The organism is Tautonia plasticadhaerens, from assembly GCF_007752535.1.
GTDB classification, from domain to species: domain Bacteria; phylum Planctomycetota; class Planctomycetia; order Isosphaerales; family Isosphaeraceae; genus Tautonia; species Tautonia plasticadhaerens.
Map to the genome: position 1 here is coordinate 4432513 of NZ_CP036426.1, position 14156 is coordinate 4446668.

Sequence of the window (14156 nt, forward strand, 5' to 3'; positions counted from 1 at the left end):
TCCCCCCCGGCCGGGCCGGGGGTCCGGTCGGGCTCATCCCGTCCGGTAGTGGCGCCGGACGGTCTCGACCGCGTGCCGCCAGCGCCGCATGGCCCTCCGTCGCCAGATCCGGTCGCGACGCGGCTCGAACGCCTCGCCGCCGGACTCGAGCAGCTCGGCGACCGCCCCCGCGTCCGGCCAGAGCCCGACCCCCAGCCCCGCCAGGGCCCCGGCGCCCAGCGCGGTCGCCTCGGTCTGGGGGCTGCGATGCAGGGGCAGCCCCATCAGGTCGGCCTGGAACCGGAGGAACGGGTCGGACCGGGCCATGCCGCCGTCGGCCCGGAGCGATTCGAGCGGCGTCGGCAGGTCGGCGTTCATCGCCTCCACGAGGTCGACGATCTGGTAGGCCACCCCCTCGATCACCGCCCTGGCCAGGTCCGGCACCGTCGTGCCCCGGGTGATGCCGAAGATCGTCCCCCTGGCCTCCGGCTCCCAGTGCGGGGCCCCCAGGCCGGTCAGGGCGGGCACGAACAGCACCTCGCTGTCCGGGGCCGCCTCCTCCGACAGCGGGTTGATCTCCGGGGCCGCCCCGATCGCCTTCAGGCCGTCCCGGAACCACTGCACCGCCGCCCCGGCGATGAACACGCTCCCCTCCAGCGCATACTGCTGCGCCTGCCCCGGCGGGGTGGCGGCCGGGGTGGTGACCAGCCCCGCGGTCGACCGGACGACCTCCGTCCCCGTGTTCACCAGCAGGAAGGCCCCCGTGCCGTAGGTGCACTTCGCCTGGCCGACCTCCACGCATCCATTGCCGAACAGGGACGCCTGCTGGTCCCCCGCGATCCCGGCGATCGGCAGGCCGTCGGGCAGGTACCCCAGCCCGCTCGTCCGGCCGACCTCGCCGGAACTCGGCACGATCTCGGGCAATATCGCCGGGGGGATCCCGAAGTACTCGCAAAGGTCGTCGGCCCATCGGCCGGCCCTGAGGTCCATCAAGAGGGTCCGGGAGGCGTTGGTCACGTCCGTCGCGTGCAGCTTGCCCCCGGTCAGGTGGCGGAGCACGAGGCTGTCGACGGTGCCGAACGCCAGGTCCCCGGACTCGGCCCGCGTGCGGACTCCCGGCAGGTGCTCCAGCATCCAGGACAACTTGGTGGCCGAGAAGTACGAGTCGAGCAGCAGGCCCGTGCGCCCGGCCAGCCAGTCGGCCCGGCCGGAGAGGCTCCGGCAGAGGTCGGCCGTCCGGCGGTCCTGCCAGACGATCGCCGGGCCGACGGCCTCGCCGGTGCCCCGGTCCCAGAGCACGGTCGTCTCGCGCTGGTTCGTCAGGCCGATGGCCGCGATCCGGTCGGCGCCGACCTTCGCGTCCGCCAGGGCGTCGGAGACCGTCCGGCCGATCGAGTCGACGATCGCCGCCGGGTCGTGCTCCACCCATCCGGGCTTCGGGTACGTCGGCGGCACCTCGACCTGTCCCTGGCCGACGGGCCGGAGCCTGGTATCGTAGACGACGGCCCGGGTGCTCGTGGTCCCCTGGTCGATCACCAAGATGCGGTCGCGGGCCATGGGAGGCTCCTCCGGGCGGGCTTCGACGGGGTCGCGGGCCGGCGATGCGGGGCCGGCCGGCCGGGCGGGCCGCCCCCGACCCCGGGGCGACGCCGCTCAGGTCGGCCAGCATCCATCAGACCGGGCCGGGACGCAAGACGGGGCCGAGGCCCCGCCAGCAAGAGGGGATCCAATCGATGGGACCGACGCTCCTGAACTGGCCCGTCCTGCTCGGCCAGGCGGCCGAGATGGCGACCGACGCCGCCGCCGTGGCCGGCGACCTCGGCCCGATGCGCGGCGTGCCGATCGTCGTGATCCTGCTGCCGATCGCCATCGTGGCCCTGATCGTCCTCGTGCCGGTCGTCATGGGCATCCGGGCCGAGCAGCACAAGCGCGAGATGGAGCACGCCGAGCGGATGAGGGCGATCGAGCTCGGCCGGCCGATCCCCGGCGAGGCCGGCTGGTGGAGCCCGGCCCGGACGGCCGTCGGCATCGGCGTCGGCGTCCCGCTCGGCATCTTCGGGATCGCCTTCGTGGCCTCGATGATCACCGCGCAGGCCGCGCCGTTCATCTGGCCCTCGGCCGGCGGGATCGGCTTGGCCGCGGTCATCTGCGGCACCATCCTCGCCAGCAGGCTCCCCGATCCCCGGGGCCCCTCATCCGCCAACGGCAACGGCACCAAGCCTTACGTCGACCCCGACGCTTACGACGCCGCCGAGCATCAGCACGCCTGAACGATCCTCGACGGCCACCCCCGATCGTCCCTCGGCCATCACCACCACCGACCCCCGAGCGAGGCCCCGACCCCCATGGACGATGCGAACATGATCCCGATCGTGGCGATCCTCATGCCCCTGTTCCTGGTGCCGACCGTGATGGTCCTCCGCCAGGCCTCCCGCAAGCGCGAGTGGCAGCACCGGGAGCGGATGAAGGCGATGGAGATGGGCCTGCCCGCCCCGGGGGCCGAGGCCTGGTCGGGACGGGCGGCGATCGCCATCGGCGCGGCGATGCCGGTCGCCGTCTTCGTCGTCGGCTGGTTCGCGAACATGACGACGCACAACGACGACGTCTGGGTCCCCGTCGCGCTGGTGGGCGGCGCCGGGGTGCTCGGCGGCCTCCGGCTGGCCGGCAAGAACATCGGCTCGATGATCCGGCCGACGCCCCGGCCCCAGCCCCGCCCCTCCGCCTTCGCCCGGGGAACCGCCAAGCCGCCCTTCGACCCCGACGCCTACGACGCCATCGCCCGGCACGGCTGAACCCGCCCGATCGGCGAGGGCCCGACGCGACGTCCGGGGCCTCCTGATTCGTCTCAGGCGGCCTCGGCCGTCGCCCCGATTCCCTCGGCCCCGGCCCGCCCCTCGGCGAGCTGGATCCGCAGTTGCTCCACCTGCATCTCCAGCCGGGCGATCTCCCGGACGCAGCTGTTCAGCGAGATGTTCATTTCATGATGCGAGACGTTCAGCGCGTGCAGGTGCTGCGCGATCGGGTCCCGGATCGTCCCCCCCAGCAGCGCGTCGAGCTTGCGACGGACGGGCCGCCGCACCACGTCGGTCAGGCCCCAGACCTTCTTGATCGAAGACTTGATCAGCCGCTTCATGTCGAGGTCCCTCCGGCGCCGGGCGAGCCGGCGAATCGACCCACCGCCTCGCCGGGCGCACACCGCTCGATGAGATCGGCGTAGGCCCGGGCGGCGATCTTCCAGTCGTGATGCTTCCGGACGTGGTCGACCGCCGCATCGGCGATCGCCCGACGTCGGGATTCGTCCCGGGCCAGCGCGACCATCCGGTCGGCCAGGCCGTCCTCCCCGTCCCGTACCGGGTCCCATCGGACGACGGCCGACGGGGGGTAGTCGCGGAAGGTGGCGACGTCGGTGACGATCGTCGCCACGCCGCAGCGGAGGAAGTCCAGCAGCGAGGCCGAGGTCTCCCCGTAGGTCGGAGGCCTCCTCAGGCCGAGCCCCACGTCGACCGAGCCGACCAGCCTCCCGTAGTCCTCCCTCGACGCCTTGCCCAGGAAGAGGGTGCGGTCCCCCACCCCCGACTCCCGGGCCAGGGCCAGGGCCCGTCCCCCTTCCCAGTCCTTGCCGACGAACAGGAGGAGCGCCCGATCGACCCGCCCGAGGACGTCGGCGAAGGCCCGGATCGCCTCCTCGTACATCTTCATCGAGGTCAGGTTGCCGAAGCAGCCGAACACGACCGCGTCGCCCGGGATGCCGAACCGCCTCCTCGTCTCCGCCACCTGCCCGGGGCCGGGGACGTCGATCGACGCCCCCATCGGCACCACCACCGTCCGGTCCAGGTACTCCGGCAGGGCCGCCCGCACCAGGTCCCGGCAGTAGGGCGAGTGCACGACCACGAACCGGGACCGCTCGAAGATCTCCCGGTTCATGTGCACCCCTCGACGCGTCGCCGCGCCCTGGATGCCCCCCGGCTCCGATCGCCAGGCCTCCACGTCCTCGTCCGGCCCGATCGCCCCGGCCTCACGCTCCGCCTCGACGACCCGGTCGAAGTGGCCGGGGCGTACGTCCGGCTGGTGGCCGTACCAGAAGTGGAATCCGGACAGGTTGAAGTCATGCAGGACGGTGATGCCGGGATGCTCGCGCAACAGTTCGTAGACCGATCGGTGGTACCACGAGTTCCCCATCTGGTAGACGACCGCGCGGTGGGGCAGCACCTCCACCCTGCGGGCGAACGCGGCACGGTCGACGCAGCGGAACCGCCGGTCTCGCAGGCCGAGCTCGGGGACGTAGTCGCCGTCGTGATACAGGTCGACGGAGGCGTGATCGAGCAGCGCCCCGGCCAGCCTCGCCGCGTAGTCGGCGATCCCCGTCTCCTTGGGCGGCAGCGGCGAGACGAGCCCCACCCTCGGCCGATCCGGGCCGATCCGGAGGTGCGGCCTCGGCGTCCGGCCGCCGATCGCCCCCAGGATCGCCGACCGGGCCTCCCTGCCGACGTCGTCCCACGACAGGCCCGCCGTCCGATCCAGGGCCTTCTTCCCCATCGAGGTCGCCAGTGCCGGGTCTTCCAGGAGCCGGCCGAGCGCCGAGCGGAGCCCCGCCGAGTCGCCCGGGTCGACCAGCAGGCCCGCGTCGCCAACGAGGTCGCACTGCGACGAGTTCCGCCCGCCGATCACCGCCGCCCCGCTCCGCATCGCCTCCAGCAGCGGCAGCCCCAGCCCCTCATAGAGCGAGGGGAAGACGAACGCGGAACAGCGACGATAGAGCGTCTTCAACGTCCCGTCGTCGACGACCCCGAGGATCGCAACCTGGTCGCTTACGCCTCGATCCGCCGCGTACGCCGATATCCGCCCCTGATACGCCGCGCCGAAGTCGCCGACGAGGACGAGGGTGCTCGACTCCGGGGCCTCCGGGCCGAGGCCGGCGAAGGCGTCGATCACCCCCCAGACGTTCTTCCGATCGTCCCGGCCACCGACGTGGAGCACGAACGGCCCGGACACGCCGACCCGCCCGAGTGCGACGCCGTCCGGGCCCTCGTCGCCCCCGCCCGGGTCGGCCGGGCGGAAGTCCGGGTCGAGCGCGAAGGGCAGGGCGGCGACCCGATCGCCCCGGAGCCCGAGGCGAGATATGGCGTCACGCCGGGTCGACCCCGAGATCGCGAGGAACCGGTCGTAATGGCGGATCGCGTCCAGCCGCCTCCCATACCGACGGCGGACCCCGGGGTCCCCCAGGTACGATCCCGGGAACAGCAGCGGGATCAGGTCGTAGAGCACCGCCACGATCGGCACCCCGCCCGGCACCCGGGGAGGGGGCTCGAACCCCGGGGACAGTTCGAACGGGTTGAGGAGCAACAGCGCATCGAGCCCGTCCGGGTTGTGGGCGGCGATCCGGGCCAATCGGCCCCGGATCGTGTCGTCCTCCTCGTCCCGGCCGATCTCGACCGACCGGACGCGACGGCCGTCGATCGGCGGGACCCGGTCACTCGGCAGATCCCGGCAGCGGTAGAGCACGAACTCGTCCCCGGGGCGGTGGCCCGCCAGGGACCGGAGCAGTTCGGCCGCGTATCGGCCGACGCCCCGGTCCCGGCTCCCCCCGGACTGGAGCGGCAGCAGGTCGACGCCCAGTCGCATCAGGCCACCCCCTCCCCGACGACCCGGGGCGACCTCGGCAGGCAGAGGCCCCGGTACGCGTCGATCAGCCGATCCCAGGAGTGCTCCGCCCTCGCATACGCCAGCGCGCCCCGGCCGACCCGAGCTCGACGCTCGTCGTCGAGGACGGCCATCCTCATGGCCGCGCCGAGCTGCGCGATCCCCGAAGCCTCGTCGTTCCAGGCGATCTTGATGACCGCGTCGCGGGGGTATCCGGCGAAGGTGCCCACGTCGCAGACGATCGTCGGCAGGCCTCGGCGGAGCAGGTCGAGCAGCGCGGCGGAGCTCTCGCCGTTGGTCGGCGGCCTCCGCAGGCAGAGGCCGACGTCGAACGCAGCGATCGCCCGCTCGTATTCCTCGTCCGGCAGGTGGCCGAGGAACCGGACCCGGTCGGCCACGCCGAGGCGGTCGGCCTCCCGGGCCGCCTCGCCGCCGCCGAGGTCCCGGCCGAGGAAGACGAGCACGGCGCCCGGGTCGTCTCCCAGGCTGCCGGCGAACGCCCGGACCGCCTCGCGGTTCAGCTTCGTCGGGTGCAGGATGCCGACCGCCCCGATCACCACCGCACCGTCCTCGACTCCCAGGGCCCGGCGGGCCTCCCGCCGAGGTCCGGGCCCGATCGGCGCCGCGTCGCAGCCGATCGGGGCGACGTGCACCTTGGCGGCCAGCCACGGGTAGGCCGAGGCGATCCGCCCCTTGCTGTCCTCCGAGTGGACGATCACGCCCGTCGCGCGCTCCAGGATCCGGCGGTTCATCGTCACGCCTCGGCGGACCATCTCCTCCTGGAGGTCCCACGTCCCCGGCACCCAGCCGGCGACCAGTCCCACCAGCTCCGGATCCCTCGCCTGGCCGGAGTAGGACAGCTCCTCGACGAGGTGCGCGTTCATCCGCCCGGCGATCAGCCCGAAGCTCGCGTGGAAGCCGGGCAGGGCGTGGTCGTGCAGCACGGCGACGCCCGGATGCTTCAGGAACGTCTCATACAGGTACGCGTGGTAGGACGAGTTCCCGAACTGGTAGACGACCGACTCGTAGCCGAGCAGGGCCCGCCTCCGCTCGAAGGTCGAGGCGTCGAGGCAGGCGAACCGGCTCGACGCGTCGGCCAGGACCGGCCGGTCATCCGGGGCGTGGTAGAGGTCGATCAGGGCGTCCTCACGCAACGATTCGCAGACGCGTTCGGCATAGCGGGCGATCCCCGACTGCACCGGGGGCAGCGGCGAGAACATCGCGATCCGGGGGCGCCCCGGGGGCCCGATCCCCCGACTCGTCGACCCGCCGACGATCCGGGGACGTCGTCCATCGTCGAGGGCCCGGAGGGCGCGATCGGCCACGTCGTCCCAGCGAAATTGCTCGGACCGCGCACGCCCCTGCGCCCCGAGCCGGCGACGGAGGGCCGGGTCGTCCAGCAGCCGCTCGAGGTGGGCGGCCAGGTCGCCCGGCTCGGCCGCGTTGGCGAGCAGCCCGGCGTCCCCCACCACCTCCGGCTGCGACGAGTTGTCCGCCGCCACCACCGGCGCCCCGAGCTGCATCGCCTCCAGGATCGGCAGGCCGAACCCCTCGTACAGCGACGGGAAGACGAACGCGGCGCAGCGACGATAGAGCGTGTCCAGCTCGTCCTGCCCCACGGAGTTCGTCAGCACCAGGCGGTCGTCGATCCCTGCGGCCTTCGCGTGGTCCCGGAGTTGATGGATCTCCTTCTCGATGAGCGAACACGTGACGACCAGTTGCGTGGCCGACCGCTGTCGGGCCGGCAGCAGGGCGAAGGCGTCGATCAGCCCCCGGAGGTTCTTCCTGGGGTCGCTGCTGCCGAGGCAGAACAGGAACGGCCGGTCGATGCCCAGGCGGTCGAGCACCGCCGCGTCCCGGGCCGGGTCGCCGCCCGGGTCCCGGGGCGACTCGCTGGCGGTGCCGATGGCGTGGACCCGGTCCGGGGGGAGCCCGAGCAGGCGGATGGTGTCCAGCCTCGTCGCCTCGGAGATCGCCAGGAACCGATCGTAGCGCGCGAGCCTCCCCAGGTGGCCGTAGAACCACCGGCCGACCTCCTCGCTCGTGAGGTAGGTCTCCTGGAACAGGAACGGGATCACGTCGTAGACGACCGCCGCGGCCCTCGTCCGGCCGACCGGCCGGTGGGGCAGGCCGTAGAATTGCCAGGTCTCGAAGGGGCTGAGCAGCAGGAACCAATCCAGGTCGAGCCGCCCGGCGTCCTCCCGCAGGGCACGCTCGATGGCGTGCTGGAGCGTGTGCTCCTCGCGGCCGAGCTCCCGGCGGACCTCCCGGATCGTCGTCCGGGACGAGGTCGGCAGGGCGTCCCGGGGGAGGTCCTCATACGTGTACAGGACGTACTCGTTCGCCCGATCGGCCTCGAGCATCGCCGCCAGCAGGCTGCGGGCGTACCGGCCGATGCCTCGGCCCCGGCTGAACGGGGACTGGATGGCCAGCGCGTCGACCCCGATTCGCACGGTGTCCTCCTCCAGGTGCTCGATGCGGGTCGGGTCGGGTCGGGTCGGGTCGGGCCGGGCCGGGGGGGAGTCGGGCTGCCCCCCCGGGCGGCCCCGTCAGGCCGCCTCGGCCGGATGTCCCGCGGAGACGGGCTGGGCCTCTCCGACGTGATCATAATAACGTTCAATCACAGCGCCGATCGGCCCGTCGGCCTGGACCACGCCCCGGTCGATCCAGATCCCCCGGGTGCAGATCCGGGCCAGCGCGTCCATGTCGTGCGAGACGACGATCACGACGTTCGAGCGGTCGATCACGCTCATGATCCGGTCGTGGGCCCTGGCCTTGAAGGTCGCGTCGCCGACGCTGAGCGTCTCGTCCAGCAGCAGGATGTCCGGGTCGACCTCCGTCGCCACGGCGAACGACAGGCGGGAGAGCATGCCGCTGGAGTAGTACTTCAGCGGCAGCGAGGAGAACTCCCTCAGCCCGGAGAACTCCCAGATCCGGTCGATCCGGGCGCGCATCTGCTTGCGGTCGAAGCCCAGCAGGGCGCCGTTGAGGTAGATGTTGTCCTCGCCCGACAGCTCGTAGTTGAACCCGGCCCCCATCTCGATCAGCGGCGCGACCCGCCCCTCGACCTTCAGGCGGCCGCCCGACGGCGGGTAGATCCCGGCCAGGACGCGCAGCAGGGTGCTCTTGCCGGCCCCGTTGGGCCCGACGATCCCCACCCGCTCCCCCCGGCCGATCGCCAGGTCGATGCCGCTGAGCGCCCAGAATGACGCCTGGTTGCTCCCCTCCCTGCGGAGGAACAGGTCGATGCAGGCACGCTTGAGCGAGTAATACTTGTCGTTGTAGGTGGTGAACCGCAGCGACACGCCCCGCAGCTCGATCACCGCGCCGCCGCCCCCGCCCCCGGGGCCCGCCGGCCCCGATTCAGAGCCGGAAGACAAGCCTGTCCTCGTACGACTTGAACGTGACATAGCCGATTCCCAGGACGACCGCCGCGATCCCGGCGGTGGAGGAGACAAGCACCCACGACGGCCAACTGGCATCGTAGATGACGACGTGGAAGAACCGGATGAACGCGTACGCCGGGTTGAGCCAGAACCGCCAGGCCAGGTCCTCCGGCAGCGAGTCGATCGGGTACATGATCGGCGTGGCGAAGTACCAGGCCTGGATGATCACCGACAGCAGGTGGCCGAAGTCCCGGTAGAAGGTGTTGATCGTCGACGCGATCAGGCTCAAACCCAGGATGAACGCCGAGAACAGCAGGAACCCGACCGGCACCAGCACCAATGACGGCGTGAGTCGCACCCCGAGCGGCACCATCAGCAGGAACAGCGCCGTCATCGACGACGCCTGCATCATGCTGTTCAGCAGCAGCCGGGAGAGGGGGAAGATCAGCTTCGGGATGTAGATCTTCCGGATCAAATACTCGTTGGAGATGATGCAGGTCGACGACTCCGTCACCGTCATGTTCAGCAGCGTCCACGGCACCATCCCCGAGAAGAGGTACAGCGCGTAGTCGACCCCGCCCTTCTCGAACCGGAAGATCGTCGAGAAGACGACCGACATGACGGCCATCATCAGGATCGGGTTGAGCAGCGTCCACATGAAGCCCAGCAGCGACCGCTGGTAGCGCACCCTCAGGTCCTGGGCGACGAGGTTCGTCAGCACCGCCCGGTAGCGATACAGCTCCCGGGCGTCCCGATGGAGGGTGGCGAACCAGTTCACGCCGGGCAGCCCGTCGCCGTCCGGGGGGAAGACCTGGGGGATCGGCGCCGTCGGCGACGAGACCTGTGTGGCCATTTCGATTCACTTCCGTGTGAATGGAGGCGGGGCCGGGGCCTGCTCGTTCCGGGTCCGGGCTCACGGGGCCGGGCGACGCCCGGCCCGACTCCCGATCATCGGCCGATCGCTCCCGATCGGCCGACTGGACCGGCGGCCGACGGCCCTCGGACCGCCCGGATCATACGGGATTCGCCCGGCTTGGGAAGACCAACCCGCGCGGTTCCCGACGCCAGGCCGGAGGCCCAGGCGGCCATCAACGGCTCGATCGGCACGTGGAACCGCGCCGAGACGATCGTCAGGGCGTGGAACGCCGCGATCAGCGCCGCCGCCAGCAGCGTCGGCGCCATCCGCCGTCGGAGGCCCGGGCCCATCGCGATCCAGCCGAGCACGGCCAGGGTCGTCAGGCCGAGGTGGCCCGCCCGGTAGACCAGGCTCCGGGTCTTCGGATTCGTCTCGTCCCACAGGACGAACGCCCGGAACCGATCCAGGCAGAGCCTGGGGTAGCGGGCCGGGTCGGCCCGGAGGTCGTCCAGGGCCCGTCGGAACAGCAGCCGGGACCGGGCGGGCTCGCCGAGGGCCCCGAGCGTCCGGTAGTCCTCGGCCGTCAACGCGACGTCGTCGATGTAGCCGGCCTCGTGCCTCGCCTCCCAGAACGCCCGGTTGCGGTCCGCGAGGCTGCCCCCCCCCTCGTCGAGGATGCGGTCGACCGAGGGGCGCACCACCTTGTCCGTCCCCTCGCTGATCGCGCAATTCCCCTGCCAGAAGGCGTAGCCGAAGGTGCTCTTCACGGGCACGAACTCGCCGTGCACGCGGTAATTCCGGGCGACCCAGGGCGAGACGACCAGCGCCGCCACGATCCCGATCGTCGCCAGCGGCCGGATCGACCCGGCCGCCCCCCGGCCCCGCACCATCGCCCAGGCCATCCCGGACGAGATCAGCCCGAGGATCGGGTCGGTGAGCACCAGGATCCCCAGAACCGCCCCCGCCCCGATCGCGTCCCCCCGCCGGCCGGTCCGGGCCGATCGGTAGGCCATCGCGAGCGAGGCCGTCACCAGCAGCGCCGCCAGCCCCGCCACCTGGACGTGCGTCGCCGAATAGACGAGCGTCGGGTGGACCGCCGCGATCAGGCCGGCGACGACCGCCATCCTCGGCCTCCCCGGCGCCAGCTCCCGGACGAGGGCCATCGTCGCGAGGGCCGTCAATCCCCCGAGGATCGCCTGGCCGAGTTGCAGGAGCAACAGGGCCTCGGGCGTCTCGCCCCCCCCGACCCCGAACGCCGCCGCGACCAGCACCGGGTAGGTCGGCGCCTGCTGCGAGGTCGGCCCGTCGTCGCCGAGGAACCGGATCGAGAACCCCCGGCCGTCGAGGAGGTTCGCGGCGATCTCGCCGTGTTCATACGTGCTCCGGGGCACGGTATGGCTCTGGAGCACCAGCACCGCCGCGACCCGGGCCGCGACGGCGAGCAAGGCGACCGCGATGATCGCGCGATGGTGTGACATCTTGCGCAACTCCCGTCCGGCTCCTCGATGTCCCGGGACGGGGCACTCTGACGGCGACCGGCGCGGCGGTCAACCCGGATTCAGGCCGGGGGCGGCACGGGGAGTGCACCATCGAGGCCGGGATGACCCCCTCGCACGGGCGGTGCCTCGTCAGGCCGACCGGCCCGGTCGCGAGGACGGGTCGGATCGGGCCGGGGAGCGATCGAGCGATGAGGACGAGCACCAAACTGGGCCTCGGGCTGCTGGCCGGGGTGGGCGTGTCGTACGCGGCGAGGTCGTGGCTGAGGGGCCGACGCCGGATCGAGCTGCCCGGTCGGGTGGTGGTGATCACCGGGGCGGCCAACGGGCTCGGCCTCCTGGTCGCCCGGGAGGCGGCCCGACGCGGGGCCCGCCTCGCGCTGGTCGACCAGGACGGCGAGGGGGTCGATCGCGCGGCCAGGGAACTGGTCGGCGAGGGGGCCCCCGAGGCGCTCGCCGTCCCGATCGACGTCGCCGACCGGGACGCCGTCGAGGCGATGATGGCGGGGGTGGTCGGCCGATTCGGGCGGGTCGACGTGCTGATCAACAACGCGGCCCTGATGATGGTCGCCCCGCTGGAGTCGGTCACCCTGGACGACCTCCGCCGCGTCCTGGGCGTGAATTTCTGGGGGGGCGTCTACTGCACCCTCGCGGCCCTGCCGCACATGAGGGCGCAGGGGGGCGGCCGGATCGGCAATGTCGTCTCGATCGGCGGCCGGATCGCGCCGCCGCACATGCTGCCGTACTCGGCCGCCAAGTTCGCGTTCTCGGGCTTCACGAAGGGGATTCAGTCCGAACTCGCCGACGAGAACATCCTCGTCACCGGGTTCTACCCGGCGATGATCCGCACCGGCGGCCACACCCACGCGCTGATCAAGGGGGACCGCGAGGCCGAGTACGCCTGGTTCGCCGCCGGGGACGTGACCCCGATCACCGCCAGCTCGGCCCATGCCGCCGCCGTCCGGTTCCTCCAGGCCATCTGCGACGGCGATCCCGAGGCCCCCGTCTCCGCCGCCGCCCGCCTCGGGCCGATCGTCGAGGCGATCGCCCCCGGCTGGTTCGCCGAGCTGAACGCGCTGGTCGAGCGATCCCTCCCCCGCGCCGAGACGGCCCTCCAGCGTCGCGGCCCCGCCGTCCCCGGGTCGCAGATCCCCGGCCGGATCCCCGAGTTCCTCAGCCGCCTCGTCCCGGACCGGGCCCGGCCCGATTGATCGAGCCCGGGCCCGGGGTCCGACGAGGATCGGGCGGGCGAGGCCGGGGGATCGCCGACGATGGATCGGCGATCCCCCGGCCGGTCAGGCGATCAGCTCGGGGATCACCCGGGCCGGCTCGACCCCGGTGAGCTTCTGGTCGAGCCCCTGGTAGCGGAAGGTGAACCGCTCGTGGTCGAAGCCGAGGAGCTTCAGGACCGTGGCGTGGAAGTCCCGGATGTGGACGGGGTCCTTCACGATGTTGTAAGAGAACTCGTCGGTCTCGCCGTAAACGGTGCCCGGCTTCGAACCGCCGCCGGCCATCCACATGGTGAAGCAGCGCGGGTGGTGGTCCCGGCCGTAGTTGTCCCGGGTGAGGCCGCCCTGGCAGTAGATCGTCCGGCCGAACTCGCCCCCCCAGATCACGAGCGTCTCGTCCAGCAGGCCCCGGGCCTTGAGATCCTGGATCAGGCCCCAGCAGGGGCGGTCCACGTCGCCGCACTGGTCGGGCATGCGGTTGGCGAGGTTGCCGTGGTGGTCCCAGTTGTTGTGGTAGATCTGCACGAACCGCACCCCGCGCTCCACCATCCGCCGGGCGAGCAGGGCGGTGTTGGCGAAGCTGCCCGGCTTCCGCACGTCGGGGCCGTAGAGGTCGAAGGTGGCCGCCGACTCGCTCGCGAGGTCGGTCAGCTCGGGGACGCTCGCCTGCATCCGGAAGGCCAGCTCGTACTGCTGGATCCGGGTGGCGATCTCCGGGTCGCCGAGCCGCTCGTGCGCCCGCTCGTTCAGGGCCCCCAGGCCGTCGAGCGTCGTCCGGCGGACGTGGTCGGGCACGCCGTCCGGGTTGTTGATGTAGAGGATCGGGTCACCGGCGGTGCGGAAGGAGACCCCGGCGTGCTCCCCCGGCAGGTAGCCCGACGACCAGAGCCGGCCCGAGATCGCCTGGATCTGCTCCGTGTTCGACGGCCGGGCGACCAGCACCACGAATGTGGGCAGGTCGTCATTCTCCGATCCGAGCCCGTACGACGCCCAGGACCCCAGGCAGGGCCGGCCGGTCACCATGTTGCCGGTCTGCATGTAGCTGATGGCCGGCTCGTGGTTGATCGCCTCGGTGTGCATGCTCCGGATGACGCACATGTCGTCGACCATCCGGGCCGTGTTCGGCAGCATCTCCGAGACCCAGGTCCCCGACTCGCCGTGCTGGGCGAATTTGTACTTCGACGGGGCGATCGGGAACCGGGCCTGGCCGCTGGTCATCGTGGTGAGCCGCTGGCCCATCCGGATCGACTCGGGCAGATCCGTGTCGAACAGGTCGGCCATCGTCGGCTTGTAGTCGTACAGGTCCATCTGGGACGGGCCGCCGACCATGTGCAGGTAGATCACCCGCTTCGCCTTGGGCGCGAAGTGGGGTCCGACGGGCATCGACTGCGAGTCGGGGCCCGCCGCCGCCGCCGACCGTCCGCCCAGCAGCGAGGCCAGCGCTGCCATGCCGACGGCGTTCGCCCCGCGGCCGAAGAAGTGGCGTCGGGTCTCGTGCCGGGCGTGTTCGCGGAGCGGATCCATGGTCGTTCCTCGGTGCGATTCGTCAACGGGAGGGGGCCGGGCCGTC

At 72.1% G+C, this 14156-nt stretch carries 11 protein-coding genes; 3 read left to right on the top strand and 8 right to left on the bottom strand.

Translation table 11 applies throughout. The annotated features are described in order from the left end of the window. Positions 1 to 33: 33 nt before the first annotated feature. Positions 34 to 1536 (bottom strand): glycerol kinase GlpK, encoded by a 1503-nt coding sequence (gene glpK, locus ElP_RS17865; RefSeq protein ID WP_145271549.1) that lies wholly within the window; start codon positions 1534 to 1536, stop codon positions 34 to 36. A 176-nt stretch (positions 1537 to 1712) separates the two neighbouring features. Here glpK and ElP_RS17870 point away from each other — a divergent pair, with 176 nt between their 5' ends. After that, a complete protein-coding gene (locus ElP_RS17870) occupies positions 1713 to 2249 on the top strand; it encodes a hypothetical protein (RefSeq protein ID WP_145271551.1) in 537 nt (178 codons plus the stop codon). Between the two features lie 75 nt (positions 2250 to 2324). Further along, on the top strand, positions 2325 to 2771 hold the full coding sequence (locus ElP_RS17875; protein WP_145271553.1) for a hypothetical protein: 447 nt from the start codon (positions 2325 to 2327) through the stop codon (positions 2769 to 2771). Between the two features lie 53 nt (positions 2772 to 2824). On the opposite strand, the gene ElP_RS17880 is transcribed toward ElP_RS17875, so the two are convergent. The 6 genes from ElP_RS17880 to ElP_RS17905 form a co-directional block, all read right to left on the bottom strand. Next, a complete protein-coding gene (locus ElP_RS17880) occupies positions 2825 to 3112 on the bottom strand; it encodes a hypothetical protein (protein ID WP_145271555.1) in 288 nt (95 codons plus the stop codon). Continuing rightward, complete coding sequence (locus tag ElP_RS17885; protein WP_145271557.1) at positions 3109 to 5601, bottom strand: glycosyltransferase; 2493 nt, start codon at positions 5599 to 5601, stop codon at positions 3109 to 3111. The genes ElP_RS17880 and ElP_RS17885 overlap by 4 nt, the downstream gene beginning before the upstream one ends. Further along, positions 5601 to 8072 carry a glycosyltransferase gene (locus ElP_RS17890; protein WP_145271559.1) on the bottom strand — a complete coding sequence of 824 codons (2472 nt, stop codon included), beginning with the start codon at positions 8070 to 8072 and terminating at the stop codon, positions 5601 to 5603. Before ElP_RS17890 ends, ElP_RS17885 begins: the two co-directional genes overlap by 1 nt. A 96-nt stretch (positions 8073 to 8168) precedes the next feature. Beyond that, positions 8169 to 8942 (bottom strand): ABC transporter ATP-binding protein, encoded by a 774-nt coding sequence (locus ElP_RS17895; protein WP_231749168.1) that lies wholly within the window; start codon positions 8940 to 8942, stop codon positions 8169 to 8171. Positions 8943 to 8982: 40 nt separating this feature from the next. Beyond that, the gene (locus tag ElP_RS17900; protein ID WP_231749169.1) at positions 8983 to 9858 is read right to left on the bottom strand and encodes an ABC transporter permease; all 876 of its coding nucleotides are present in this window, start codon (positions 9856 to 9858) and stop codon (positions 8983 to 8985) included. Positions 9859 to 9953: 95 nt separating this feature from the next. Continuing rightward, positions 9954 to 11339 (bottom strand): glycosyltransferase family 39 protein, encoded by a 1386-nt coding sequence (locus ElP_RS17905; RefSeq protein WP_145271565.1) that lies wholly within the window; start codon positions 11337 to 11339, stop codon positions 9954 to 9956. Positions 11340 to 11548: 209 nt separating this feature from the next. On the opposite strand from ElP_RS17905, the gene ElP_RS17910 reads away from it, so the two are divergent. Beyond that, positions 11549 to 12568: an SDR family NAD(P)-dependent oxidoreductase gene (locus ElP_RS17910; RefSeq protein WP_197446150.1), complete on the top strand. Its 1020-nt coding sequence runs from the start codon at positions 11549 to 11551 to the stop codon at positions 12566 to 12568. A gap of 84 nt (positions 12569 to 12652) precedes the next feature. On the opposite strand, the gene ElP_RS17915 is transcribed toward ElP_RS17910, so the two are convergent. Beyond that, positions 12653 to 14110: a DUF1501 domain-containing protein gene (locus ElP_RS17915; RefSeq protein ID WP_145271569.1), complete on the bottom strand. Its 1458-nt coding sequence runs from the start codon at positions 14108 to 14110 to the stop codon at positions 12653 to 12655. Between the last annotated feature and the right edge of the window lie 46 nt (positions 14111 to 14156).